The 23747-nt window shown below is 56.0% G+C and carries 24 protein-coding genes, 2 tRNA genes and 2 pseudogenes; 19 read left to right on the top strand and 9 right to left on the bottom strand.

What is annotated here, in order from left to right:
- Positions 1-30: 30 nt before the first annotated feature.
- Positions 31-489: a D-aminoacyl-tRNA deacylase gene (gene dtd / locus HMPREF9371_RS09165; RefSeq protein WP_009119798.1), complete on the bottom strand. Its 459-nt coding sequence runs from the start codon at positions 487-489 to the stop codon at positions 31-33.
- Positions 490-602: 113 nt separating this feature from the next.
- Positions 603-1391 (bottom strand): inositol monophosphatase family protein, encoded by a 789-nt coding sequence (locus tag HMPREF9371_RS09160; protein ID WP_040660445.1) that lies wholly within the window; start codon positions 1389-1391, stop codon positions 603-605.
- A gap of 66 nt (positions 1392-1457) precedes the next feature.
- Between HMPREF9371_RS09160 and HMPREF9371_RS09155 the strand changes: the two genes are divergently transcribed.
- The 12 genes from HMPREF9371_RS09155 to HMPREF9371_RS09100 all read left to right on the top strand — a co-directional run bounded on the left by HMPREF9371_RS09155 (position 1458) and on the right by HMPREF9371_RS09100 (position 10630).
- A complete protein-coding gene (locus HMPREF9371_RS09155; protein ID WP_009119796.1) occupies positions 1458-2177 on the top strand; it encodes a 16S rRNA (uracil(1498)-N(3))-methyltransferase in 720 nt (239 codons plus the stop codon).
- Positions 2178-2392: 215 nt separating this feature from the next.
- The gene (locus HMPREF9371_RS09150; RefSeq protein WP_040660443.1) at positions 2393-3256 is read left to right on the top strand and encodes a ParB/RepB/Spo0J family partition protein; all 864 of its coding nucleotides are present in this window, start codon (positions 2393-2395) and stop codon (positions 3254-3256) included.
- 167 nt (positions 3257-3423) lie between these two features.
- The gene (locus HMPREF9371_RS09145) at positions 3424-3777 is read left to right on the top strand and encodes an ATP synthase subunit I (RefSeq protein ID WP_009119794.1); all 354 of its coding nucleotides are present in this window, start codon (positions 3424-3426) and stop codon (positions 3775-3777) included.
- On the top strand, positions 3767-4636 hold the full coding sequence (gene atpB, locus HMPREF9371_RS09140) for a F0F1 ATP synthase subunit A (protein WP_009119793.1): 870 nt from the start codon (positions 3767-3769) through the stop codon (positions 4634-4636). Before HMPREF9371_RS09145 ends, atpB begins: the two co-directional genes overlap by 11 nt.
- Positions 4637-4685: 49 nt before the next feature.
- A complete protein-coding gene (gene atpE, locus HMPREF9371_RS09135; protein WP_009119792.1) occupies positions 4686-4922 on the top strand; it encodes a F0F1 ATP synthase subunit C in 237 nt (78 codons plus the stop codon).
- Between the two features lie 57 nt (positions 4923-4979).
- Complete coding sequence (locus HMPREF9371_RS09130; protein WP_009119791.1) at positions 4980-5450, top strand: F0F1 ATP synthase subunit B; 471 nt, start codon at positions 4980-4982, stop codon at positions 5448-5450.
- Positions 5451-5453: 3 nt separating this feature from the next.
- Positions 5454-5999 (top strand): F0F1 ATP synthase subunit delta, encoded by a 546-nt coding sequence (locus HMPREF9371_RS09125; RefSeq protein ID WP_009119790.1) that lies wholly within the window; start codon positions 5454-5456, stop codon positions 5997-5999.
- A 10-nt stretch (positions 6000-6009) separates the two neighbouring features.
- A complete protein-coding gene (atpA, locus tag HMPREF9371_RS09120; RefSeq protein WP_009119789.1) occupies positions 6010-7557 on the top strand; it encodes a F0F1 ATP synthase subunit alpha in 1548 nt (515 codons plus the stop codon).
- A gap of 23 nt (positions 7558-7580) precedes the next feature.
- Entirely contained in the window at positions 7581-8456 is an 876-nt protein-coding gene (gene atpG / locus HMPREF9371_RS09115; protein ID WP_009119788.1) for a F0F1 ATP synthase subunit gamma, read from the top strand.
- 36 nt (positions 8457-8492) lie between these two features.
- Positions 8493-9890 carry a F0F1 ATP synthase subunit beta gene (gene atpD / locus HMPREF9371_RS09110; protein WP_009119787.1) on the top strand — a complete coding sequence of 466 codons (1398 nt, stop codon included), beginning with the start codon at positions 8493-8495 and terminating at the stop codon, positions 9888-9890.
- 10 nt (positions 9891-9900) lie between these two features.
- Entirely contained in the window at positions 9901-10326 is a 426-nt protein-coding gene (locus HMPREF9371_RS09105; RefSeq protein WP_009119786.1) for a F0F1 ATP synthase subunit epsilon, read from the top strand.
- A gap of 228 nt (positions 10327-10554) precedes the next feature.
- Positions 10555-10630 (top strand) — tRNA-Lys (locus HMPREF9371_RS09100).
- A 168-nt stretch (positions 10631-10798) separates the two neighbouring features.
- On the opposite strand, the pseudogene HMPREF9371_RS13935 reads toward HMPREF9371_RS09100, so the two are convergent.
- The 7 genes and pseudogenes from HMPREF9371_RS13935 to HMPREF9371_RS09075 all read right to left on the bottom strand — a co-directional run bounded on the left by HMPREF9371_RS13935 (position 10799) and on the right by HMPREF9371_RS09075 (position 15896).
- A pseudogene (locus tag HMPREF9371_RS13935) lies at positions 10799-10980 on the bottom strand (ATP-dependent exonuclease).
- 40 nt (positions 10981-11020) lie between these two features.
- A pseudogene (locus HMPREF9371_RS14070) lies at positions 11021-11110 on the bottom strand (integrase); the annotation flags it as partial.
- A gap of 215 nt (positions 11111-11325) precedes the next feature.
- Positions 11326-11401: transfer RNA gene (locus HMPREF9371_RS09095), tRNA-Phe, on the bottom strand.
- Positions 11402-11677: 276 nt separating this feature from the next.
- Positions 11678-12673 (bottom strand): signal peptide peptidase SppA, encoded by a 996-nt coding sequence (gene sppA, locus HMPREF9371_RS09090; protein ID WP_083814004.1) that lies wholly within the window; start codon positions 12671-12673, stop codon positions 11678-11680.
- A gap of 57 nt (positions 12674-12730) precedes the next feature.
- On the bottom strand, positions 12731-13387 hold the full coding sequence (locus HMPREF9371_RS09085; RefSeq protein ID WP_009119783.1) for an HAD-IA family hydrolase: 657 nt from the start codon (positions 13385-13387) through the stop codon (positions 12731-12733).
- A gap of 55 nt (positions 13388-13442) precedes the next feature.
- Positions 13443-14885 (bottom strand): surface lipoprotein assembly modifier, encoded by a 1443-nt coding sequence (locus HMPREF9371_RS09080; RefSeq protein WP_009119782.1) that lies wholly within the window; start codon positions 14883-14885, stop codon positions 13443-13445.
- A 36-nt stretch (positions 14886-14921) separates the two neighbouring features.
- Positions 14922-15896: an RluA family pseudouridine synthase gene (locus tag HMPREF9371_RS09075; RefSeq protein WP_040660440.1), complete on the bottom strand. Its 975-nt coding sequence runs from the start codon at positions 15894-15896 to the stop codon at positions 14922-14924.
- Between the two features lie 572 nt (positions 15897-16468).
- Here HMPREF9371_RS09075 and HMPREF9371_RS09070 point away from each other — a divergent pair.
- From HMPREF9371_RS09070 to HMPREF9371_RS13615, 7 genes are all read left to right on the top strand, one after another.
- On the top strand, positions 16469-19414 hold the full coding sequence (locus HMPREF9371_RS09070; protein ID WP_009119779.1) for an Rne/Rng family ribonuclease: 2946 nt from the start codon (positions 16469-16471) through the stop codon (positions 19412-19414).
- 337 nt (positions 19415-19751) lie between these two features.
- A complete protein-coding gene (locus HMPREF9371_RS09065; RefSeq protein WP_040661057.1) occupies positions 19752-20153 on the top strand; it encodes a DUF350 domain-containing protein in 402 nt (133 codons plus the stop codon).
- A gap of 65 nt (positions 20154-20218) precedes the next feature.
- Positions 20219-21277, top strand: coding sequence for an SPFH domain-containing protein (locus tag HMPREF9371_RS09060; RefSeq protein ID WP_040661055.1), 1059 nt, complete (start codon positions 20219-20221; stop codon positions 21275-21277).
- Between the two features lie 36 nt (positions 21278-21313).
- The gene (locus HMPREF9371_RS09055; RefSeq protein WP_009119776.1) at positions 21314-22978 is read left to right on the top strand and encodes a DUF4178 domain-containing protein; all 1665 of its coding nucleotides are present in this window, start codon (positions 21314-21316) and stop codon (positions 22976-22978) included.
- Between the two features lie 38 nt (positions 22979-23016).
- Positions 23017-23163: a hypothetical protein gene (locus HMPREF9371_RS12600; protein WP_009119775.1), complete on the top strand. Its 147-nt coding sequence runs from the start codon at positions 23017-23019 to the stop codon at positions 23161-23163.
- Positions 23160-23516 carry an adenosylmethionine decarboxylase gene (gene speD / locus HMPREF9371_RS09050; protein ID WP_009119774.1) on the top strand — a complete coding sequence of 119 codons (357 nt, stop codon included), beginning with the start codon at positions 23160-23162 and terminating at the stop codon, positions 23514-23516. Before HMPREF9371_RS12600 ends, speD begins: the two co-directional genes overlap by 4 nt.
- On the top strand, positions 23506-23682 hold the full coding sequence (locus tag HMPREF9371_RS13615) for a lipoprotein signal peptidase (RefSeq protein ID WP_083814003.1): 177 nt from the start codon (positions 23506-23508) through the stop codon (positions 23680-23682). The genes speD and HMPREF9371_RS13615 overlap by 11 nt, the downstream gene beginning before the upstream one ends.
- The last annotated feature ends 65 nt before the right edge of the window (positions 23683-23747 follow it).

The raw sequence follows: 23747 nt of genomic DNA, 5'->3' as shown, positions 1-23747 counted from the left end.
GTCTCAGCCTGGGCGGCAGAGTGGGGTAGGTCAAAACTGTTTTTGCGAATCCAGCAATATGGTGACCGGGCCGTCGTTGCACAGGCTTACGAGCATGTGGGTGCGGAAGCGGCCTTCGGCCACGGTGAGGCCGTGGGCGCGGAGCAGCTCGGCGGTGCGGCGGTAGAGGGCTTCGGCCTGTTCGGGTTTGGCCGCTTCGGTGAAGGAGGGGCGGCGGCCGTTGCGGGCGTCGCCGTAGAGGGTGAACTGGGAAACCAGCAGTACGCTGCCGCCGGTGTCTTTGACCGAAAGGTTGAGCTTGCCGTCGCCGTCTTCGAAAATGCGCAGGCCGGCGGTTTTGTCGGCGATGTAGCGGGCGTCGGTTTCGGTGTCGTTGTGGGTGACGCCGAGCAGCACGCACAGGCCGTGTTCGATTTGGCTGAAGGGGTGGTCGGCCTGGGTTGCGGCGGCCACGTTGGCATAGCTGACTTTTTGAATCACGGCTCGCATGGTTTCAGGTAGCCTTTAATCTGATCAAGAATGGGATGGGGAAAGGAAGCAGGCAGCCGGATGGCGTGCTTTTTGGAGAAGCAGCAGCGGAAAGGCTACCTGAAAAGGGAAGATTATTGGTTGGCGCGTATCCATTTCAGCCAGCGCTCAAACAGAGCGGGCTGCAGGCCGGCAATCACGGAGCGTTTGAAAACGTGTTCGCCGCTCCAGAAGGCGTCGCCTTCAAGGGTGGCCAGCTGGCCGCCTGCTTCTTCGTAAATCAGGGCGCCGGCGGCGTAGTCCCACAGTTTTTGGCCGCCGTGCACGTAAACGTCGTAGCGGCCGGCGGCCAGGTAGCACCAGTCTAGGGTGCTACAGCCCATGCTGCGCTGGGAGCCGCAGGGAGCCAGGGTTTGCATGCGGCTGGAGAGTTTGCCGGAGCGCAAATATTTCACTTCGACGCCGGCGATGGCGTCGCTGAGGTTTTTCGGCACGCTGCGCAAGGGCAGCCGTTGGCCGTTGAGAAAAGCGCCGCCGTTGCGGGTGGCGTAAAACATTTCTTGGGTAACGGGCTGGTAGATGACGCCGGCTTGCGGCAGGCCGGCGCGGATATAAGCCACGGAGAGGGCGAAGTGCGGCAGACCGTTGATGAAGTTGTTGGTACCGTCTATGGGATCGACCACCCACAGGCCGTGTTCGGAGTGTTGCCACAATTCGAGCTGTTCGGGCGTTTCCATTTCTTCGCCCAGCATCGGGCAGTTGATGATCTGCGGCAGGCGGGCGGCAAACATGGCTTGTGCGCCTAAGTCCGCTTCGGTCAGCTGCGAGCCGTCGCTTTTTTTGCTGACGGCCGCCTGCAGGAAACGGGGCATCACTTCGGTTTGGGCCACTTCTCGGACCAAGGCCATCAGATCGGGTAACAAATTCTTTCCTTTTGTGCGGATTTTCTGATAAAACGCGATAGTAACCATTTTTTACCTAAATACCAAATGCCGCGTTTTTATGTGCCGCAAGCGTTTGCTGTCGGCGAAACTGTGATGCTGCCCGAGAATGTGTGCCGTCATGTGCAGGTGTTGCGCCTGCGGGCGGGCGATGAGGTGGAGTTGTTCGACGGCCGCGGCGTGTGCGCCCGGGCGGTGTTGGCCGACATCGGCCGCAAACAGGTTGCGGCAACCGTGCTGGCGGTATCGGCACAGTCGCGCGAATCGCCTTTGGAAGTGGTGCTGGTGCAGGCGGTGTCGGCCGCCGAGCGCATGGACTTTACGCTGCAGAAAAGCACCGAGTTGGGCGTCAGCCGTATTGTGCCGGTGCTGACGGAGCGCGCCACGGTGCGCTTGCAGGGCGAGCGGGCGGAAAAAAAGGTGCAGCGTTGGCAGGAGATTGTGGTTGCCGCTTGCGAGCAGTGCGGGCGTAATCAGGTGCCGGAAGTGGCCCCGCTGGGCAGTTTGGCGCAGGCTTTCGCTGCGCTGCCTGAAGAAGGGCTTCGTCTGCTGATGAGCCCGCATCGGGCCGGCCGCTTGGCCGATTTGCCGCCGCCAAAGCGGGTCGTGCTGCTGGTGGGACCCGAGGGCGGTTTGAGCGAGAAAGAAGAAAAGCTGGCCTTGCAGCACGGTTTTCAAGCGGTGTTGCTGGGGCGGCGCATCCTGCGCACGGAGACGGCCTCGTTGGCGGCGTTGGCGGCGATGCAGACTTTGTGGGGCGATTTTTAACGGTGGCCAACAGGCTACCTGAAAGCAGTCGGAGGGCTTTCAGGTAGCCTGTTGCTTGGTCGTCAGCCTGCCGATTATGGGCTAAAATGGCGGCCGTTTATGGTTCGGCTCTTATCCGAAAGCGGATCCTCATGAGCGCATTGAGCAATTATTGGGAGCTGTGGTCTGCTGTTTTGCAGAGCCTGGGCTTCGGTAGTCAGACAGAAAGCAGTGATATGGCAAAACCCAAAGGCGGCCTCGGCGGCCGCGGTTTAGATTCTTTGCTGGCCGGCACGATTGAAGATGCGGCGGGCGACCGTTTGACCACGGTGGCGGTGGACGACATTAAGCCGGGCCGTTATCAGCCGCGCTCGCAAATGGACGACGAAAGCTTGCAGGAGTTGGCCGAGTCCATCCGTGCGCAGGGCATTATCCAGCCGGTGATTGTGCGCGAACACGGCCTGTCGCAGTACGAACTGATTGCGGGTGAACGGCGTTGGCGCGCCAGCCAGTTGGCCGGCTTGAGCGAAATTCCGGTGGTGGTGAAAAACATCAGCGACGAAGCCGCGCTGGCAATGGGTTTGATTGAAAACATCCAGCGCGAAAACCTGAATCCGATTGAAGAAGCGCAGGGCTTGAAACGCTTGGTGGATGAGTTCGGCTTGACTCACGAAACCGTGGCCAAGGCCGTGGGGCGCAGCCGCAGTGCGGTGTCCAACAGCCTGCGCCTGTTGGCTTTGCCGGAGCCGGTGCAGGATTTGCTCTATAGCCGTCATTTGGAAATGGGCCATGCACGGGCTTTGCTGCCGCTGCCGGTGGTGGAACAGTTGGAGTTGGCGCGGAAGGCGGTGAAAAACGGCTGGTCGGTGCGCGAAGTGGAACGCCGCAGCCAGTTGGCGCAGCAGGAGAAAAAAACGGAAAAGCCCAAAACCGTGAATCCCGATATCCGCCGTTTGAACGAAGTGCTCACTGAGGCGTTGGGGGTGAATGCGGAAGTGCAAACCGGCAACAATCGCAAGGGCAAAGTGGTGTTGCATTTCGATAATCCTGAAACATTTGCCGCTCTGATGAAGCGTTTGGGTGTGGAGCTCCCGGATTAAAGGGCTTTCAGGTAGCCTGTGTGTATCTTAATAAATCGGGTTTGCGAATATATAGATAAAATAATGGTTTGGTTTTATTTTTGACAAAGCTTAACGCTTCGCCTTGACGATGGACGGCGACTTGATTATATTAGCGCGGCTCAATTTTGCCCTTTGAGGTTTGCGCAATGGCGGTAACCGTCTGTCTGCAGTTTGTGTTTATGCTGCTTGTTGCCGCTGTTGCTTGGTTTTGGGGCGGGCAGCAATTTGCTGTGTCTGCCGTGATGGGCGGCTTGGCCTATATCATTCCTACGATTTTTACGGTGCTGATTTTAAGCGTTCTTAGACCGTTTCCGCTCTTGGCGGGTGTCGGTTTCTTGATCGGAGAGGGTTTAAAAATAGTACTGGCTTTGATCATTATGCTGCTGCTGTTTTATTTTTGGCATCAGCAGATTGTTTTTATTCCGTTTTTTGCGGGATTGGTTGCGGTCAGTCATTTGGTTTTTTTGATATCTTGGAAAGTGCAAAGAAATGGCAAGTGAAAATATAACCGCTGCCGACTATATCAAGCACCACCTGCAAAGCTTGACCAGTTTGTCGGACGTTACCCAAGGGCAGGGCCTGAAAAATATTGCTGATTTCTCATTTATCAATATCGACGCAATATTTTTTGCCGTGCTGCTGGGCGTGGTAGGCTCATTTGTGTTGTGGATGGGGGCTAAGCGTGCGACGGCCGGCGTGCCTGGCCGTTTCCAGGCTGCGATTGAGATTCTGTATGAGTTTGTGGATGATATGTGCAAAGGCATCATTCACAACGAGCAGTCCCGCAAAGTGGTTGCCCCTTTGGGTTTGACTTTGTTTGTGTGGATTTTCCTGATGAATGCCATGGACTTGCTGCCGGTGGATTTGCTGCCTTGGCTGTGGCAGGGCGTGACCGGTGATCATCATGCTCTCTTGCGCGTGGTGCCGACTGCCGATTTGAATACCACATTGGCCTTGGCAATCGGTGTGTTGTTGGTCTGCTTATTCTACAATGTCAAAATCAAAGGCTTCGGCGGTTGGATGCATGAAATGTTTACCGCCCCGTTTGGCCCGATGTTGGCGCCGGCGAATTTTATTCTGAATATTGTCGAGTTTTTGTCTAAAACCGTGTCGCACGGCATGCGGTTGTTCGGTAATATGTATGCCGGTGAGTTGGTGTTCTTGCTGATTGCCTTGTTGGGCGGCGCTTGGGCCCTGCCTGGGGAAAGTTTCAGTTTGATGGATCCGATTATGGTGCTGTTCCATATTCTGGCTGGTGTCATCTGGGCGATTTTCCATATCTTGGTGATCACTTTGCAGGCATTTATTTTCATGGCTTTGGCTTTTGTTTACATCGGCCAAGCGCATGATGCACACTAAAATTTTTTGCTGTAATTTTCTTTAACCTTGTTTTTTTAAGGAGTTTGAAATGGGTGGTTTAATCGCTATCGCTTGTGGTTTGATTGTTGCTTTGGGCGCTTTGGGTGCCTCTATCGGTATCGCCATGGTGGGTTCTAAATATTTGGAATCTTCTGCTCGCCAACCTGAATTGATTGGCCCGCTGCAAACCAAGTTGTTCCTGATTGCTGGTTTGATTGACGCTGCCTTCCTGATCGGCGTTGCCATCGCTCTGCTGTTTGCCTTCGTTAATCCTTTCGCAGGCTAATCGCACACAAACTTTGTCAATGTTTGTTGATTAACCCTAATACGAAGGTTAAGTAAAGTGAATATTAATGCAACGTTAATCGTCCAAATCATTGTTTTCGCTATATTGGTTTGGTTTACCATGCGTTTCGTATGGCCGCCGATTGCGAAAGCGCTTGATGAGCGAGCCGGTAAAATCGCTGAAGGCTTGGCTGCTGCCGAGCGTGGCAAGAGCGATTTCGAGCAAGCTGAGAAGCGGGTTGCAGAACTCTTAGCCGAAGGTCGTAACCAAGTTACCGAAATGGTGGCTAATGCAGAAAAACGTGCAGCACAAATAGTAGAAGAGGCAAAAGTACAGGCCTCTTCGGAAGCTGCCCGTATTACCGCTCAGGCCAAAGCAGATGTTGAACAAGAAACCAATCGCGCACGAGAAGCATTGCGTGAACAGGTGGCTGCTTTAGCCGTGAAAGGTGCCGAGCAAATTTTGCGTAGCGAAGTGAATGCTGAAAAACATGCGCAAATGTTAGGCATGCTGAAACAGGAGCTGTAATTTATGGCTGAGTTCGCAACCGTAGCCAGACCTTATGCCAAGGCATTGTTTGATCTGGCTGTTGAAAAAAATCAAATCGAGTCTTGGTTGGGCGGATTGAAAGAACTGGCATGGTCGGTTCAGCAGCCTCAGGTTGCTTTGCTGATCGAGGAGTCCGATTCTGATGCGGCACAAAAAGCAAATGGCTTATTGGCGCTTTTGTCAGATAATTCGGCTACGCACGATGCCGAGTTCCAAAATTTCGTTCAGGTGGTGGCTGTTGAAAAGCGGTTGCAAGTGCTACCTGAAATTTACGCTCAATACCAAGATTTGGCTTTATCCCGCAACGATACGAAAAAAGCTATTGTATATAGTGCCTACCCCATGAGTGAAGGTCAGTTTGCTAAAGTTTTGGCCGACTGCCAAAAGCACTTCGGCAGCAATTTAGAGGCGACTTTGGAAATTGTGCCGGAATTGATCGGTGGGGTTAAAGTTGAAGTGGGTGACCAAGTATTGGATCTGTCCGTGCAGGCTAAATTGAAAAAACTGTACGCGACCATGACGAATTAGGAGAGTTTTCATGCAGATTAATCCTGCTGAGATTAGTGATTTGCTGAAAGCCAAAATCGAGAACTTAAACGCCAAACAAGAAGTCCGCACCCGAGGCAGTGTGATTTCTGTGACTGATGGTATTGTTCGCGTACACGGCTTGTCAGACGTAATGCAAGGCGAAATGCTGGAGTTTCCCGGCAACACCTTTGGTTTGGCCATGAACTTGGAGCGCGACTCAGTAGGTGCGATCGTTCTGGGTGAGTATGAGCACATCAAAGAAGGTGATGAGGTTAAGTGTACTGGTCGTATTTTGGAAGTGCCGATTGGCCGTGCTTTGATCGGTCGCGTGGTGAATGCCTTGGGACAGCCGATTGATGGCAAAGGTCCGATTGACACTCAGCAAACTGCGCCGATTGAAAAAATTGCTCCCGGTGTGATTGCTCGTCAATCTGTAGACCAACCGATGCAAACCGGCTTAAAAGCAATCGATTCAATGGTGCCAGTAGGCCGTGGTCAGCGTGAGTTGATCATTGGTGACCGGCAAACCGGTAAAACGGCAGTTGCTTTAGATGCGATTGTGAACCAAAAGGGTACGGGCGTAGTTTGTATTTACGTGGCAGTTGGCCAAAAAGCCTCTTCTATTGCGAACGTTGTTCGTAAATTGGAAGAGCATGGTGCCATGGAGCACACCATTGTCGTGGCGGCCACGGCATCGGAAGCTGCCGCCTTGCAGTTTATTGCACCTTATGCCGGCTGTACCATGGGTGAATTTTTCCGTGACCGCGGTGAAGATGCATTGATTGTCTACGACGATTTGTCCAAGCAAGCTGTTGCCTATCGTCAGATTTCTTTGTTGCTGCGTCGTCCTCCCGGTCGTGAAGCCTATCCGGGTGATGTTTTCTATTTGCATAGCCGCTTGTTGGAACGTGCTGCCCGTATCAATGCAGATGAAGTAGAAAAGCTGACCAATGGTGAAGTAAAAGGTAAAACAGGTTCTCTGACTGCTTTGCCAATCATTGAAACCCAAGCTGGCGACGTTTCTGCATTCGTTCCGACCAACGTTATTTCTATTACTGACGGTCAGATCTTCTTGGAAACTGATTTGTTTAACTCTGGTATCCGTCCTGCCATTAATGCCGGTATTTCTGTATCCCGAGTCGGCGGTGCGGCACAAACCAAAGTCATTAAAAAATTAGGTGGCGGTATTCGTTTGGCATTGGCCCAATACCGTGAACTGGCTGCGTTCTCGCAGTTTGCATCCGATTTGGACGAAGCGACGCGCAAACAATTGCAGCATGGCGAAGTGGTGACTGAGTTGATGAAGCAAAAACAATTCAACACCTTGAATACGGCTGAAATGGCGCTGACTTTGTGGGCCATTAACAACGGTTCTTATGCCGATGTGCCTGTAAGTAAAGCACTGGCTTTTGAGGCTGAATTCTTGAACTATATTCGTGTTCAGCATCCGGCTGTGCTTGATGCCGTTAATGCTTCTGGAGCATTGTCTGATGAAAATGAACAGGTCTTGACCGAAGCCATGAAAACTTTCAAAACCTCTTACAACTATACAGCGTAAGTTGTTGAAGAAAGGAGTCTGAAATGGCGGTAGGAAAAGAAATTCTGACGAAGATTCGTAGTGTTCAGAATACTCAAAAAATTACCAAAGCCATGCAGATGGTTTCAACTTCCAAAATGAGGAAGACTCAAGACCGTATGCGTTTGGCTCGGCCCTATGCAGAAAAAGTCCGCTTGGTGATGAGTCATTTGGCTCAAAGTGAAACGGAGCATAATCTGCCAATCCTAGAGAGCCGTACAGCAGTAAGGCGAGCCGGTTTTATTTTGATTACGACAGATAAAGGCTTGTGCGGAGGCTTGAATGCCAATTTGCTGAAAAGGTTTTTTGCAAAAGTGCAAGAATACCAGCAGCAAGGTGTTGAGGTTGAGGCTGTTTGTTTAGGTAGCAAAGGTTTGGCTGCCTGTAACCGCGTAGGCATTAATGTCGTAGCCAGTGCAGTGAACTTGGGTGATACCCCAAAAATGGAAAAGCTTTTGGGGGCAGTTACCGAAGTTTTCCAACGTTATACCGAAGGTCAGTTGGATGTAATCCATTTGGTTTATGCGGAGTTTGTTAATACAATGAGGCAAGAACCTCATTTGGAAACTCTATTGCCGATTGGCCAGAACGTGTTGCACGAAGTATCCGAGAGCAAAGAATATGGCTGGGATTATGTTTATGAACCCAAACCGGCAGTCGTTCTCGAATATTTGGTTCGCCGTTATTTGGAGTCTGTGGTTTATCAAGCATTATGTGAAAATATGGCTTCCGAACAGGCAGCCCGTATGGTGGCGATGAAAGCCGCTACGGATAATGCCGGTAATGCAATTAAAGAGCTGCGTTTGGTTTATAACAAATCTCGTCAAGCGGCTATTACCACAGAATTGTCAGAAATTGTGGCGGGTGCAGCTGCCGTATAAGCTTGCATACTGCTCGGATTAAAATAGGATTCAATAATGAGCCAAGGTAAGATCGTACAAATTATTGGCGCAGTAGTGGATGTGGAATTTCCGCGTAATGCTATCCCGCGTGTATACGATGCTCTGAAATTGGTTGACACCGATTTAACATTAGAAGTGCAACAGCAGCTCGGCGACGGTGTGGTGCGTACCATTGCGATGGGCAGTACGGACGGCCTAAAACGCGGCTTAGCTGTACAAAATACAGGTGCCCCGATTACGGTTCCGGTTGGACAAGCAACGTTGGGTCGTATTATGGACGTCTTGGGCAAGCCGGTTGATGAGGCTGGTCCAATCAATGCCGACCAAACTCGCGCCATTCACCAGCCGGCGCCCAAATTTGATGAGTTGTCCAGTACAACCGAATTGCTGGAAACCGGTATTAAGGTGATCGATTTGCTTTGTCCCTTTGCCAAGGGCGGTAAGGTCGGCCTGTTCGGTGGTGCCGGCGTAGGCAAAACCGTAAACATGATGGAATTGATCAACAACATTGCAAAAGCACACAGTGGTTTGTCTGTGTTTGCGGGTGTTGGTGAACGTACTCGTGAAGGTAATGACTTTTACCATGAGATGAAAGACTCCAACGTCTTGGACAAAGTGGCCATGGTATATGGCCAGATGAATGAGCCTCCTGGCAACCGCTTGCGTGTGGCCTTGACAGGACTTTCTATGGCTGAACATTTCCGTGATGAAAAAGACGCCAGCGGCAAAGGTCGTGATGTTTTGTTCTTTGTGGATAATATTTACCGTTATACCTTGGCAGGTACAGAAGTATCCGCATTGCTGGGCCGTATGCCTTCTGCAGTAGGTTACCAACCGACATTAGCGGAAGAAATGGGCCGCTTGCAAGAACGTATTACCTCTACTCAGACTGGTTCAATTACTTCCATTCAGGCCGTATATGTACCGGCGGATGACTTGACCGACCCCTCTCCCGCAACTACTTTTGCACACTTGGATGCGACGGTGGTATTGAGCCGTGATATCGCATCATTGGGTATCTACCCTGCAGTAGATCCTTTGGATTCCACATCACGTCAGCTGGATCCCATGGTATTGGGCCAAGAACATTACGATGTGGCCCGTGGCGTGCAATCCACACTGCAAAAATACAAAGAGTTGCGTGACATTATTGCTATTTTGGGCATGGATGAATTGTCTGATGAGGATAAGTTGACCGTAATGCGCGCTCGTAAGATTCAGCGCTTCCTGTCACAACCTTTCCATGTAGCCGAAGTATTTACTGGTTCCCCTGGCAAATATGTGTCTCTGCGCGATACCATTGCTGGCTTTAAAGCTATTTTGAGCGGTGAATATGACCACTTGCCCGAACAGGCTTTCTATATGGTAGGTGGTATTGAAGAGGCTGTGGAAAAAGCCAAGACCTTAAGCTAAGGAGACGGGCATGAGTATCATGCAAGTTGAAGTGGTAAGTAACGAGCAAAACATCTATTCCGGTCAAGCTGAGTTTGCTGTGGTGCCGACTGTGAGTGGTGAGCTTGGTATTTATCCTCAGCACGTTCCAATTATGAGCTTGGTGCGTCCGGGTGTGCTGCGTTTACGCGTTCCCGGTGAGGCTGAAGAAGTGTTGGTGGCAATTTCTGGTGGCGTACTGGAAGTACAACCCAATAAAGTAACCATTCTGGCGGATGTGGCCGTACGCAGTGCGGAAATGGATCAGGCCCGTGCAGAAGAGGCGAAAAAGGCCGCCGAAGCCAAAATGGTTAATGCTGAAGATGCTGAATCTTTGGCCAAAGCACAGGCTGCATTGGCAGCTGCAATCGCGGAGTTGAAGGCTTTGGATTACTTACGTTCTCGTAAGAATCAATGATCTTTAATTCAAAAAGAAAGCAATATGGTACCCAAAATGCCATATTGCTTTCTTATTTTGTGAGTCTGGCCCCGATTAAGTTTCCTATTGCTATTTTGTTTACTGGGCACCTCAGTGTTTTTCAGACAGTAGTTATCTAAGCCGCCCCGATAGTTTTGCATTGTATTAAATTCAGATTCTCCCGATGACTTTGACAGGATTTATATATATAGATATAATTCAACATTCGGGTCGTTAGCTCAGTCGGTAGAGCAGCGGACTTTTAATCCGTTGGTCGAAGGTTCGAATCCTTCACGACCCACCAGCTTTACGAGCCTAAGCAAAATGCTTAGGCTCGTTTCTTTTTAGGCTAAAACCTTTGCAAAATATTCCTTATATTCCCTAAATTGTCGCCCGGACATTCAGAAGATATAGGGACATTTTACAAATTTCTACAGCTATTTTTCTCAACCTGTGGTGTAAACAACCCGGCTCATTTTCTACATCTAGCCTGAGACCTTTGCAAAACCTCCAGATGTGGATGCAGTTCAAGGCGTAGCAGCGCAGCGAACGTGAACGCTAGGAATCCCTATGGGACAGACATATCATACAGATAGGCAAGTGAGCGAGCAGTACCCATAGGGCATAAACGCACAACGCAGAAATGCGCCGCAGATGGGGGTTTTCAAGGGTCTCAGCCTATCTCCACCGTGATAACGTGCAGATACAGGCCGCCGCCGTCAGTCAGTTTGTAGGGTTTGACGGATGGCTTTGCATTCCTTATCCGGCGGTTGTTTAAGGGCATTTTTACGGTATTTTTCAGTGGTGCTTTCAGGATACCGTAAAAAATACCATACCGTAAAAAATACCGTAAATTTACGGTAGATTCAATTAGACGGCGGTAGATGGTATTAGACGACAAAACGGGGGGATTTTTCTCTGAAAGCCTTGCCTGTTATGGATTTGGTAGATTTTATTAGACGGCGTTAGACAACAAAAAAGCCGCGAAATGCGGCAGTGTGGTGGCCAGAGGCGGGATCGAACCGCCGACACACGGATTTTCAATCCGTTGCTCTACCAACTGAGCTATCTGGCCTTGCTTTGAAAGAATGTAATTAAACCAGTTGGCTGTTGTTCTGTCAAGTTGGTTTGTTTGATGGAGTTTTGGGCTGATGATTTTAAAAGAAATTAATTTTTACGTATGGCGGAAATGGTTTGGGATGCCGAGGCAAAGGCTACCTGACAATCTTTTCAGGTAGCCTTGGCAAAGGTCTCGGGCGGTATGGCTAACGAGTTTATGCTGTGGAATCTGGCGTGGAGCGCGGACTGTTGCCGGTTTGATTCCCATGGCACATCTTGGGCTGCGAGCGGGCTACCACACGCTGTCGCGGCTGATTTCCTGTACGCTTTGACGGATGCTGGCGCCGAAGTTTTTGCTGAGGGTGCGGCTCAGGCTGTCTTGCGGGGTGTAGTCCACCAGCTCGGGGGCTTTGATGATGTCGCGGGAAACGCTGTAGATGTTGCCGGTGGCGTCGATGAGGCCGGTTTTGACGGCTTCGCCGCCGGTGTAAACACGACCGCTGAAGAGATCGGGGTGTTCGGCTTCTTTCAGGCGGTTGCCGCGGCCTTCGCGTACGGCGTGAATGAATTGGCGGTGGATGTCGTCGAGCATGGCTTGCCACATGGCGGCTTGTTCGGGGGTTTCCGGGCTGAAGGGGTCACCCATGCCTTTGTGTTCGCCGGCGGTGCGGTTGCGGCGTTTGATGCCGAGGTGGTCCATCAGACCGGTGAGGTCGAAGCTGCTGCCGACCACGCCGATGCTGCCGACGATGCTGGTGGGGTCGGCGTAGATTTTGTCGGCGGCGGCGGCGATGTAGTAGCAGCCGGAGGCGCAGACGTCTTCAGCCACGACATACAGCGGGATTTTCGGATGTTCGGCTTTGAGGCGGCGGATTTCCTGGTAGGCGATGTTGGACACCACGGGCGAGCCGCCGGGGCTGTTGGCGCGGATGATGACGCCTTTGACGTGCGGGTTTTTGTAGGCGGCGGCCAAGCCTTCACGCAGTTTGGCCACTTGGTCGGCCTGGCTGGTGATGACGCCGTCGAGCTGGATGACGGCGGTGTGCGGCTGTTGGCTGTGCGGGTTGAATTGGTTGACTTTGCCGAAGATGGCGACGAGGTAGAGGGCGAAGAAGGCAAGCAGGATGAGGCGGAAGACGAGCTTCCAAATGCGGGCGCGCCGCTGTTCGCGGTAGGCTTCGAGCAGTACTTTTTCCAGTGTGTCGCGTTCCCAGTTTTCGGTGCGCTTTTCGGGAGGGGAGACGGTGTATTTCACGGTGGGTTTCCTCGATGTGGGGATTGTGTGCATCAGGCTACCTGAAAAGGCTTTCAGGTAGCCTGATGTTGTGGTGGGGCGGCCGTTTGTTTAGCCGTTAGGGATGTTGAGCCAGCGGAGCAGGTCTTGTATGCCACCGAGCATGGCCTGATGGGGCACGGTTTGCAGCTGGGCGGCGGCGTGGGCGCCGGTGGTGACGGAGACGGCGTGGCAGCGGGCATTATAAGCCATATTCAAATCGTGGGTGGTGTCGCCGATCACCAAGGCGTCGGCCGGCGCTACGCCCAGTTCGTCGCAGATCGACAGCACCATTTCGGGCTGCGGTTTGGCGGCGCATTCATCTACGGTGCGGGTGCTGAGAAAGTAGTGGGCGCTGGCGGTTTCCTGTAGGGCGAGGTCCAGTCCGCGCCGGCTTTTGCCGGTGGCCACGGCCAGCCAGTAGTGCTGCTGCAGCCTGGGCAGGGCGGCGGCGGCTTGGGCAAACAGTATGGTGGGCGGGCGGCGGTGGAAATAGTGTTGGCGGTAGGCGTCAATCAGGGCTTCGGTTTGCCGGGCAGGCAAGCCGGGATGCAGGCGGGCAATCGCTTCGTTTAAGCTTAAGCCGATGATTTGGCGAATGTCTTCTTCTGTCGGCTGGTTGAGGCCGTGTTCGCGGAAGGCGTTTTGCACGCCCTCAACAATTTGGGCGGTGGAGTCGGCCAGTGTGCCGTCCCAATCGAATATCAGCAGTTGGTAGGGTTTTTTCATATGGATTTTGAGAGGCTACCTGAAAGTTTGTGTGTGGAAAAAATAGAGTATCGGGCTAAAAGGTTTTGCCGATTTGGATAAACAGATTGCTTTTTTGGAAACGGTAAAGCGGGTGGTTGCTGTCGCTCTTTTGCCAGGTGCCCACCAAGCGGGGGGTGATGCCCCAGAAGTGGACGCGGCGGTGCCAGACAGACAGGCTGGCGGCGTATTCTTTGTCTTCTCGGCGGATGTTGAGGAAATCCGGGCCGTCGTATCGGCGCAAGCCGGCTTCGGCCGTGAGGGCGGTGGAGAGGCCGTACGACCATTCCCTGGTCCAGCCGGCACGCAGGCTGTTGCGCTGATAGGTGTCGCTGCGGTCGCGGGCGCTCTTGCGGGCGTAGTCTGTGCCCAAAATCCAGTATTGGCGCGGGTTTTGAATATACAGCCAAGTGGCGGAAACATTGCGGTTGGGGCCGTCGAGAAAGGTGCGGCGGTCGTGCTGCTGCTGCCCCCATTCGCCGGCCAGCAGAAGCTGGTGGCCGGGTGCGAGCCAGTAGCGCCATTCGGCGCGCAGGCCGGCTTCGCGCAAATAGGCGCGGTTGCCGAACCAGCGGCGTTCGAAATAGGGCAGCAGGGCGGCTTCGGCGCGGGCGGTTTTGTAGGCGCCGCCAACGGTCAGGCGGGCTGAGGCGTCATCGTATGGGCGGTTGTTCCAATACCATTTGCCGGAAGCGTCGGCAGCGGTACGCAGCGACCAATGGCCGCCCAGCAGCCAGTCGCGTGCGCCGCCGAGGCGGTAGGCCAGGCCTTCTGCGGATTCGGGTTCGGGGAAGGTGAATTCGCCGTTGGCGGTGCGGAAGGTGCGGTTGGCGGGGGCATTGTTGATGTTGCCGTCGCGCAGATAGTGGAGGCTGCCGTAGAAAGACCAAGTGTTGCGTTGATCGAGGGCGGTGAGGTAATGGTCGACCAGTTGGCGGATTTCGGGCGGCAGTTGTCCGTCGGCGCGCAGGCGGGTGAATTGGTCGCGGGCGGCTTCGTTTTCGTGGTTTTCAAACAGGGATTGCGCCAGCGACAGGCGCACGGCGGGCATATCCGGCTCCAGCGAAAGGGCCCGGCGGTAGGCGGTAACGGCTTGATTGTATTTTCCATCTGCACGGGCGATCATGGCATCGGCCAGCACCAGCAGCATTTCTTCGTGCGGCGGGGGCAGCTGGCGGTAGAGCGGCAGCAGCAGACGCACGCCTTCGAGGTTGTTGAGCAGTACGGAAGACTGCAGGGCGCGATGCAGCAACTCAGGGTTTTGCAGCAGCTCTTCGGGGCTGATGTTGAGCGGCTGTTGAGGGTCCGGGCTACCTGTAGTGTGTGCGGCAGGCGGTGCGTCGGAACGGATTTCGGGGCTGATGTCGAAACGGGTTTCCGGTTGCGGCCTAGGCAGGGCCGGCGGCGTTTGGGCGTACAGCAGGGCGGGGAGCAGGCAGATACAGCCGAACAGGGATAGGCGGGGAAGGTGTAAAGACATAAGATCTAATGCGTGCGGACACTTATGGTTATGTTGCTATGGGGTATTTGGTGCGGACAGTATATCCAACAGATTTTGCAGCTCCTGCGGCAACGGTGCTTGCAGCTTGAGCGGCTCGTTGCTGAGGGGGTGCTGGATTTCTAGGCGGTAGGCATGCAGAAACATGCGTTTCAGGCCGAGTTTTTGCAGGCGTTTGTTGGCGGTGTAGTCGCCGTAACGTTCGTCGCCGGCAATCGGGCACTGTTGTGCCTGCATGTGGACGCGGATTTGGTGGGTGCGGCCGGTTTTCAGGGTGGCTTCCATATAGCTGAGTTCGGAGAGGCCGATGCTGTGCAGCAGGCTACCTGAAAAGCGTTGCAGTTCGCGGAAAATGGTGTGCGCGCTTTGCCCTTCTTCGGAAACGCGCACCATTTTTTCGCCTTGTGCGCCGGTGTATTTGAGCAGGGGCAGGCGGACGTGCCGGCTGTCGGCCGGCCAAGGGCCTACCCCTAGGGCGAGGTAGATTTTCTTGGGGTGGTCTTGACGCAGGGCTTCGTGCAGCCTGACTAGGGCGCTGCGTTTTTTGGCAATCATCAACAGGCCGCTGGTGTCGCGGTCGAGACGGTGCACCAATTCCAGATAGCGGGCTTCGGGGCGGGCGCGGCGCAGTTGTTCGATGACGCCGAAGCTGACCCCGCTGCCGCCGTGTACGGCGACGCCGCCGGGCTTGTTGATCACCAGCAGGGCGTCGTCTTCAAATACGGTATCGAATTCGCGCGCCGGTGCCGGCGCGGCGGCTGTTTTGCGGGCGGTGCGGACGGGCGGAATGCGCACCTGGTCGCCGGGATTCAGCCGTTGTTCGGGTTTGGCGCGCTTTTTGTTGATGCGCACTTCGCCGGCGCGGATGATGCGTTGGATGTGGCTCTTGGGGACGCCTTTGAGGATTTTGGCCAAGTAGTTGTCGAGCCGCTGGCCGGCATCGGCTTCTCCGATGTGGAAATAGTTGACTGAATCTTTGCTAATCGTGGGCATTTTCTCTATAATCCGCGCGGTCTTGTTTGGCTGTTGAACCAAAGATGAAAAGGCTACCTGAAAACAAGAAAACGGTAGCCGGCAAACAAGATGTATTGTTGAAATATTTTAGCGCAAAAAGACCACCCGCAACGATATTCTTCGGCCGGCCCGCCAAAGCCTGCCGGGAAACGGGTAATTAAGTTTGACTTTATCCGCCCTGCCGCGCCGGCCTAAGACGCAAGCTTTGCCTGTGCCGCCGGTTCCGTCTTGCGGCGGCGGACGATATGAGAAGATACGGCACCGATTTTTTGCCTGCGGCCCGGGCCGCAGGCGGCATTGTTCTTTATTCTTTCTTTCCATACGGAAACCATGTTTCATTTCTGCCCGCTCAGGCGGTTGGCTGCGGTTTGCCGCCATGCCGTTTGGGCTGTTGTCGGCGGCATAAGACGCTTCAGGTAGCCTGAGGCCCTTCCACCGATGGGTTTGCCGGGCCAGCCTTGGGCGCGGTCAGGGGCCGATTTGGAACAGCTTCTTCAAAAGCTCAAAAACTGATTACCGTTCGGGTGTCTGCCAATTGAAGGTGAACACCAATGAAACGTATGTTATTCAATGCCACGCAGGCCGAAGAGCTGCGCGTGGCGATCGTGGACGGGCAAACCCTGCTCGATCTCGATATCGAAACGCTGGGCAAAGAACAGCGCAAAGGCAATATCTATAAAGGCGTGATTACCCGCATCGAGCCCTCTTTGGAGGCGTGCTTTGTCGATTACGGTACCGACCGCCACGGCTTTTTGCCGTTCAAAGAAGTGTCCCGTTCTTATTTTCAAGATTATGACGGCGGCCGCGCCCGCATTCAGGACGTGCTGCGCGAGGGCATGGAAGTCATCGTGCAGGTGGAAAAAGACGAGCGCGGCAATAAAGGCGCCGCGCTGACCACCTTCATCAGCCTGGCCGGCCGTTATCTGGTGTTGATGCCGAACAATCCGCGCGGCGGCGGCGTGTCGCGCCGCATCGAAGGCGAGGAGCGGCAAGAGCTGAAGGCGGCGATGGCCGAATTGGACGTGCCGCGCGGCATGAGCCTGATTGCGCGCACTGCCGGCATCGGCCGCAGCGTGGAAGAATTGCAATGGGATTTCAATTACCTGCTTCAACTTTGGCAAAATATCGAGGCCGCCGGCCAAGCCCACCACGAGCCCTACCTGCTGTTTATGGAAAGCTCCTTGCTGATTCGGGCCATCCGCGATTATTTCCGCCCCGATATCGGCGAAATCCTGATTGACAATCAAGAAGTCTATGAGCAGGTTCAGGAGTTTATGAGCTATGTGATGCCCAATAATGTGGGCAAGCTCAAACACTACGACGACCACATCCCGCTGTTTTCCCGTTTCCAGATCGAACATCAGATCGAAAGCGCGTTTTCGCGCTCGGTCAGCCTGCCTTCCGGCGGCGCGATTGTGATCGACCACACCGAGGCTTTGGTGTCGGTGGACGTGAACTCCGCACGCGCCACCCGCGGTGCCGATATCGAGGACACCGCCTTCAAAACCAATATGGAAGCGGCCGAAGAGCTGGCACGCCAAATGCGTTTGCGCGATTTGGGCGGCCTGATCGTGATCGACTTCATCGATATGGAAAACCCCAAGCATCAGCGCGATGTGGAAAACACCCTGCGCGATGCCTTGAAGAAAGACCGCGCCCGCGTGCAGATGGGTAAGTTGTCCCGCTTCGGTCTGCTCGAATTGAGCCGCCAGCGCCTGAAGCCCTCTTTGGGCGAAAGCAGCCACACCGCCTGCCCGCGTTGCGCCGGCACCGGCTTTATCCGCGGCATCGAATCCACCGCCCTGCATGTGCTGCGCATCATTCAGGAAGAGGCGATGAAGGACAACACCGAGGAGGTGCATGCCCAAGTGCCGGTGGACGTGGCCACCTTCCTGCTGAATGAAAAACGCGCCGAGCTGTTCGGTTTGGAAGAGCGCCTGGACGTGTCGATTCTGATGATTCCGAATCCGCGCTTGGAAAATCCGCACTACACCGTTACCCGTGTGCGCCCCGACAATGTGGAAGACGATCCCGAACCGAGCTACCAACGGGTGGAAGAGCCGGAAAACGGCGAGCCGACTTTGGAGGTGGGCCGTCAGGCCAAACCGGCCAAGCCCGAGCCGGCGGTGAAAGGCGTGAAACACAGCCAGCCTGCGCCGGTGGTGGAAGAGAAAACCATCGGCTTATGGGACAAAATCTGTGCTTGGTTCGGCCGAGTATTCGGCGGTGCTGCTGAAGAGCCGAAAATCGAGCGCAACGGCAACCGCCATCTGGGCGGCAACCGTTCGCGTAAAGCGCCGCATCAGCGCCAACGCAGCCGCCAGCAGCCGCCCCGTCCAGCAGCGGAAGCGGAAAACCGTGTGCAGCCTTCGGCAGAAGGCGGCGAAAACCGTGCGCCCAAGCGCGACAACAAGGCGCAAGCCGACCATAACGGCCGCGGCCGTCCGCAAGAGCAAAACCGCCGCGAACGAGCAGCGGAAAACCGCGCCGAAGCAGGGGGCAATCAGCAGGAAGGCAACCGCCGCCGCCAACGCCGTCAGCAGCGCAAGGACGAAGCTGTTCAGGTAGCCCCTGAAGCGGCGCTTACCTTGTCACAGGGTGAGACACCAGCCGTTTCTCAAGTCGATGCGCCCGCCGCTTCCGAGCCGAATCCGGCAGTTGCACCGGCTGCCCAAGAGGGCGGCCAGGCCAAAGGCCGCAACGGTGAGCGCCGCTCCGGCAACCGCGAGCGTCAGGATCGCTCCGGCGGCAACGAACGGCGCAACCAAAAAGGCAGAGGCCGTCAGCGGAATATCGCTTCGGCACAAAAAATCATCCAGTATTTGGACATCCGCTTGCAGGCCGATTTGGTCCGCGCCGCTGCCGATCACGTCTTCGGCATCCATCCTCAGGTGGCCGAGCCGTCTGTCGAGCCGGCCGGGCTACCTGAAAACCCGGCATCTGCATCGGCGGACAGCGAAGCGCCCTTAATCATCAGCCTGCCGGTGATGCATGAGGACGAAGCCGCCGAAGCGCAGCCGACATTTGTGTTTGCCGCCGCGCCAGAGGAGGCCCCGGCCGCTGAAGCTGAGCCAGCGGCGCAGCCTGAATCAACGCCGGCCGATGAGCCGACTGTTGGCGCACAAACCGCGGTGGCCGCCGAGCCATTGGTGCCGGAGACTGAAGTGCCTGCTGCCGCCACCCGGGCGACGACAGCGGAGCCGGCAGCCGCAGCGGTGTCGCCTGCCGAAGCCGACAAGCCGCGCAGCTGGGCCAGCACCGAGTTTCTGTCCCGCCAGCAGCCCGTATCGCGTCATGCGGTGGCGGCCAAGGTGGAAGAAACCGTGGACAGCTTGGATTTGGGCAGTTTGGTGTGGGTGCAGACCAGAACCGATCTGCCGCCGCTTGAAGCCGTGCCTGAGCCGTCGCGCGGTCTGCGCCGCTGCGATTTGCCGCCCGCCGCCGTCGAACCGCCGTTGGCCGAGGCGCTGCAGCAAGTGGAAACCCGCCGCGACTGAGGCCGGCTTAAACGGGCCGAAACTGCTTGATTCAGGCAGTTTCGGCTTTTTTTGTGTTTGGATGCGGCGCGTGGCGGTCTCCACCCGGCCGAGACCTTTGCAACACCCCCATCTGCGGCGCATTTCTGCGTTGTGCGCTGCTCGCTCGCTTGCCTATCTATGTGATATGTCTTTCCCACGGGGATTCCTGACGTTCACGCTCGCTGCGCTGCTACGCCTTGAACTGCATCCACATCTGGAGGTTTTGCAAAGGTCTCTGGCCACATCCATTCTGCAGGCGGCGGACGGATATGGCATAATCAACCGCATCTGCAACAGAGTTTTGTGGGAGCAAACCGTGAGTATTTCCCTGAGCCAATATGTGCTGTATCTGCAATATCTGGCCGTCGGCATCGTGATGGTGGTGGTGTTCGCCGCCGTCTATCTGCGCTGCACGCCGGCGGCCGAGCTGCGCCTGATTAAGGAGGGCAATTTGGCTTGCGCCCTCTCGTTCGGCGGGGCGCTGGTGGGATTTTGCCTGCCGCTGGCCACCAGCATTGCCAACAACATCCACTTGCTGGATTTCATGCTGTGGGGGGCCGCCGCCGCAGTGATTCAAATCATCGTGTATTTTGCCGCTACCCGCCTGGTGCCGGATGCTTCGGGCGAGTTGGCCGCCAATAATGTGGCGGTGGGCACTTTGTGTGCGGCGGTGTCGGTGTCGGTCGGGCTGCTGAACGCGGCCTGTCTGGTGGGTTGAGTTTCGGCGCGTCGGCGCCACTTGAGGCTACCTGAACACGTTTGACAAAAAAGGAAAAGAAGATGCTGGGCAACTTTATCAAGAAGCAGTTTATCGATGTGATCCAATGGCCGGATCCGGATCCGGCCACCTTGGTGTGGCGTTTCCCGGTGGCCGATCAGGAAATCCAAAACGGCGCCAGCCTCACGGTGCGCGAAGCGCAGATGGCGATGTTCGTGGACGAAGGCGTGACTGCCGACGTGTTTGCGCCCGGCCGCTACACCCTGACCACGCAAACCCTGCCGTTGCTGACCAACCTGAAAAACTGGGACAAGCTGTTCCAATCGCCTTTCAAGTCGGACGTGTATTTCTTCAATACCCGCCAACAGCTGGCCCGCCGTTGGGGCACTACCCAACCGGTTACCGTGCGCGACAGCGATTTCGGCGTGATCCAGCTGCGCTCTTTCGGCATGTATGCCTACCGCATCAGCGATCCGGCCGCCTTCTTTAAAGAGGTAAGCGGCGTGGTGTCGTCTTACAGCGGCGAACAGCTCGAACAGCAGCTGCGCAATATCGCGATGACTCAGCTGGCCGCCGCTTTCGGCACTTCCGGTATTCCGTTTTTGGACATGGCGGCCAACCAAGTGCTGTTGTCGCAAAAAATGACCGAGCTGCTGCTGCCCGAATTTGCCAAGCTGGGCTTGACGCTGGAAAGCTTCACCGTGGAAAGCGTGACCCTGCCGGAAAACGTGCAGAAGGCGCTGGACAGCAAAATGTCGATGGGCATCATCGGCGACATGGGCAAGTTCACCCAATACCAAACCGCCACCGCCATTCCGATGGCGGCACAGAACGAAGGCGGCCTGGCCGGTCTCGGCGCCGGTGTGGGCGTGGGTGCCGGCATCGGGCAAGCGATGGCCGGTGCGATGGCCGCCGGCTTCGGCCAAGCGCCGCAGCCCGCCACACAAGCCGCGCCTGCCGCCCCGGCTGCTGCTGCGGTCGCCGAAGTGACTTCGCCCGCCCCGGCGGCGGACGATCCGCAAGCCAAATTGGGCAAGCTGAAAAGCCTGTTGGACGGCGGTTTGATTTCTGCCGAAGATTATGAAAAAGCTAAAGCCGAAGTGTTGAAACAGCTGATCGGCTAAACAAAAGGCTACCTGAAAACCAACCGCCTCCGCAGCATGAGCAAATGTTGGCTGCCGGCGGTTTCAGGTAGCCTCTGTGCCGCCCGAGCCGCCGTGAGACGGCGTGCCGACAAACGGATTTTCCCCATGAGCGAACCCTTCTTCAAGACCGACTGCCCCAGTTGCGGCGCCCCCGTCCACGCCCATTCGGCCACGGCGGTCACGCTGGTGTGCGGTTACTGCAACAGCCTGCTGCTGCGGCAGGACGACGGCGTGGTGGACACCGGCCGCGACTCCGCCTTGCTGGAAGACTTCAGCCCGCTGCAAATCGGCACCACCGGCACCTTCGGCACGCAAAACTTCACTTTGGTCGGCCGCCTGCAGGCGCGTTACGACGTGGGCGTGTGGAACGAATGGTATGTCCTGTTCGACGACGGCAGCAGCGGCTGGCTGGCCGAAGCGGGCGACCAATATGTGTTCACCGTGCCCGCTGCCGAGCGTCCGGCCGCCGAACCGCCGCCGTTTGATGCATTGGCGGCCGGCGAGAGCCGTTTGGTGTACCGCGACAAAGCGTTTGTCGCTTCCGATGTGCGCCACATCACCCTTTCGCAGGCGGCGGCCGAAGGCGAGCTGCCCTTTGCCCTGCCGCCGCAAATGACCAACCGCGTGGCCGACTGGCGCTGCGAACACCTGTTTCTGACCACCGACTACGCCGCCGAACCGCCGGAAATCTTTGTCGGCCGCGGCGTGACGCTGGAAGAGCTCAAACTCGGCCACACCCGCAGCAGCGAGACCATTGCCGACAGCGCGGGCCGGCTGAAGGGTACGCGCCGCGCGGAAAGCTGTCCCAACTGCGGCTCGGAAGTGCAGTGGATTGCCGGCCTTACGCCCACCGTCATCTGCCCCAGCTGCCACAGCGATTTGAGCACCGACGGCGGCAAAGCCGAGCTGGTGCGGCAAAACGGAATGCGGCAGGAACAACAGCGGCGGCTGACCCTGCCTTTGGGCGCGCAAGGCCGCATCAACGGCAAAACCTATACCGTGATCGGTGCGGTGTGCAAAGACGAGCTGGATCCCGACGATGCTTGGCGGATGCTGCACGGCGGCTATGTAGAAGAGCTCTATCCCGAAGGGCAGTGGACGGAATACCTGCTGTTCGAACCGCAAAGCGGTTTTTTGTGGTTGGTGGAAACCCGCCAAGGCGAATGGAGCGTGTCGGAAACCTTAAACCGCTGGCCGACTCTGCAGGGGCAGTCGCTGGTGCCGCGCAACGGCCGCAAGCTGTATGACTACGGCGGGCGGGTGCGTTATGCCGTCGGTGCTTTCTACTGGCACATCCGCGCCGACGACGTGAACTACTATACCGATTACGACCAAGGCCAGAGCAAGTTGTGCATCGAGCGCTCGCCGTCCGAAGTGGCGTGGAGCAAGAGCACGCCGGTAAGCTACGCGCATATCCGCGAGTGGTTCGGTTTGAAGGCCGATGCGCCGGCTTATCAGGCCAAGATGACGCCCGACCGGCAAGCCTTCAGCTGGCCCAAGCTGCTGAAGTATGTCTTTGTCCTCATCAATTTGCCGGCGATATTGACCGCGCTGGACAGAGACGGCTTCACAGGGTTTGCCTTGGTGGCTGGGATCACGGCCGCCGTGGCTTGGTTTATTATCCGCGCCGGCCGGTTTGCCGGTTTGATGAACGAGCCGAATCAAGATGATGAAGCGTAAACTGCCCTTGTCGGCCGTTTTTCCAGGAAGGTGGAACCATGTCTAAAGGTATGTATTTAGTCTGCGCGATTGCGGCGATGTTCATCGGCACCGTGACCAATTACAGTCTGGTGAGCGACGGGCAGGGCGGCAGCCGTTCCCACGGCGGCGGCTTTGTCGGCGGTTATACGGGCGGACACAAATGAGCCACCGTCCGGGCGGGCACGGCCTGCTGGATGTTTACGGCTGCCCCGCGCATCTGCTGCGTGACGAAGGCTACCTGAAAACCGCGCTGCAGGGCGCGGCACAAGCCGCCGGCGCCACCATACTCGGCGGCCACTTCCATACCTTCGGCGAAGGGGGCGGCGTCACCGGCGTGCTGCTGTTGGCGGAATCCCATCTCAGCATCCACACATGGCCGGAATACGGTTTTGCCGCTGTTGATGTTTTTCTCTGCGGTACCTTGCAGCTGGAAGCGGCGCGGGCGCATCTGTATGCGGCTTTGCAAGCGCGGGAAGAACAATGGAGCGTGCACCGGCGCGGCGGGAATGTGTGCTGAGAGCAGGTTGAGACCTTTGCAAAACCCCCATCTGCGGCGCATTTCTGCGTTGTGCGCTGCTCGCTCGCTTGCCTATCTATGTGATATGTCTGCACTCGCTGTGCTGCTACGCCTTGAACTGCATCCACATCTGGAGGTTTTGCAAAGGTCTCAGACTCATGCGTAGGGTGCGCGACACAGCGAAATCAAGGCTACCTGAAACGGTTTCAGGTAGCCTTGATTCTGTTTTGC

The sequence above is a fragment of the Neisseria shayeganii 871 genome (assembly GCF_000226875.1).
GTDB lineage: Bacteria > Pseudomonadota > Gammaproteobacteria > Burkholderiales > Neisseriaceae > Eikenella > Eikenella shayeganii.
The sequence above is the reverse complement of the archived record's forward strand: the minus strand, read 5'-3'. Positions and strand labels throughout refer to the sequence as shown.

Excerpts from the sequence above, each read along its gene's own strand:
- dtd (WP_009119798.1), bottom strand. The coding sequence starts at position 489 with ATGCGAGCCGTGATTCAAAAAGTCAGCTATGCCAACGTGGCCGCCGCA.
- atpG (WP_009119788.1), top strand. The coding sequence starts at position 7,581 with ATGGCGGTAGGAAAAGAAATTCTGACGAAGATTCGTAGTGTTCAGAAT.
- HMPREF9371_RS13615 (WP_083814003.1), top strand. The coding sequence starts at position 23,506 with ATGTGTGCTGAGAGCAGGTTGAGACCTTTGCAAAACCCCCATCTGCGG.
- HMPREF9371_RS09105 (WP_009119786.1), top strand. The coding sequence starts at position 9,901 with ATGAGTATCATGCAAGTTGAAGTGGTAAGTAACGAGCAAAACATCTAT.
- HMPREF9371_RS09085 (WP_009119783.1), bottom strand. The coding sequence starts at position 13,387 with ATGAAAAAACCCTACCAACTGCTGATATTCGATTGGGACGGCACACTG.
- HMPREF9371_RS09070 (WP_009119779.1), top strand. The coding sequence starts at position 16,469 with ATGAAACGTATGTTATTCAATGCCACGCAGGCCGAAGAGCTGCGCGTG.
- HMPREF9371_RS09055 (WP_009119776.1), top strand. The coding sequence starts at position 21,314 with ATGAGCAAATGTTGGCTGCCGGCGGTTTCAGGTAGCCTCTGTGCCGCC.
- atpB (WP_009119793.1), top strand. The coding sequence starts at position 3,767 with ATGGCAAGTGAAAATATAACCGCTGCCGACTATATCAAGCACCACCTG.
- atpA (WP_009119789.1), top strand. The coding sequence starts at position 6,010 with ATGCAGATTAATCCTGCTGAGATTAGTGATTTGCTGAAAGCCAAAATC.
- atpE (WP_009119792.1), top strand. The coding sequence starts at position 4,686 with ATGGGTGGTTTAATCGCTATCGCTTGTGGTTTGATTGTTGCTTTGGGC.
- speD (WP_009119774.1), top strand. The coding sequence starts at position 23,160 with ATGAGCCACCGTCCGGGCGGGCACGGCCTGCTGGATGTTTACGGCTGC.
- atpD (WP_009119787.1), top strand. The coding sequence starts at position 8,493 with ATGAGCCAAGGTAAGATCGTACAAATTATTGGCGCAGTAGTGGATGTG.
- HMPREF9371_RS09125 (WP_009119790.1), top strand. The coding sequence starts at position 5,454 with ATGGCTGAGTTCGCAACCGTAGCCAGACCTTATGCCAAGGCATTGTTT.
- HMPREF9371_RS09080 (WP_009119782.1), bottom strand. The coding sequence starts at position 14,885 with ATGTCTTTACACCTTCCCCGCCTATCCCTGTTCGGCTGTATCTGCCTG.
- HMPREF9371_RS12600 (WP_009119775.1), top strand. The coding sequence starts at position 23,017 with ATGTCTAAAGGTATGTATTTAGTCTGCGCGATTGCGGCGATGTTCATC.
- HMPREF9371_RS09150 (WP_040660443.1), top strand. The coding sequence starts at position 2,393 with ATGGCAAAACCCAAAGGCGGCCTCGGCGGCCGCGGTTTAGATTCTTTG.
- HMPREF9371_RS09075 (WP_040660440.1), bottom strand. The coding sequence starts at position 15,896 with ATGCCCACGATTAGCAAAGATTCAGTCAACTATTTCCACATCGGAGAA.
- HMPREF9371_RS09155 (WP_009119796.1), top strand. The coding sequence starts at position 1,458 with ATGCCGCGTTTTTATGTGCCGCAAGCGTTTGCTGTCGGCGAAACTGTG.
- HMPREF9371_RS09145 (WP_009119794.1), top strand. The coding sequence starts at position 3,424 with ATGGCGGTAACCGTCTGTCTGCAGTTTGTGTTTATGCTGCTTGTTGCC.
- sppA (WP_083814004.1), bottom strand. The coding sequence starts at position 12,673 with ATGCACACAATCCCCACATCGAGGAAACCCACCGTGAAATACACCGTC.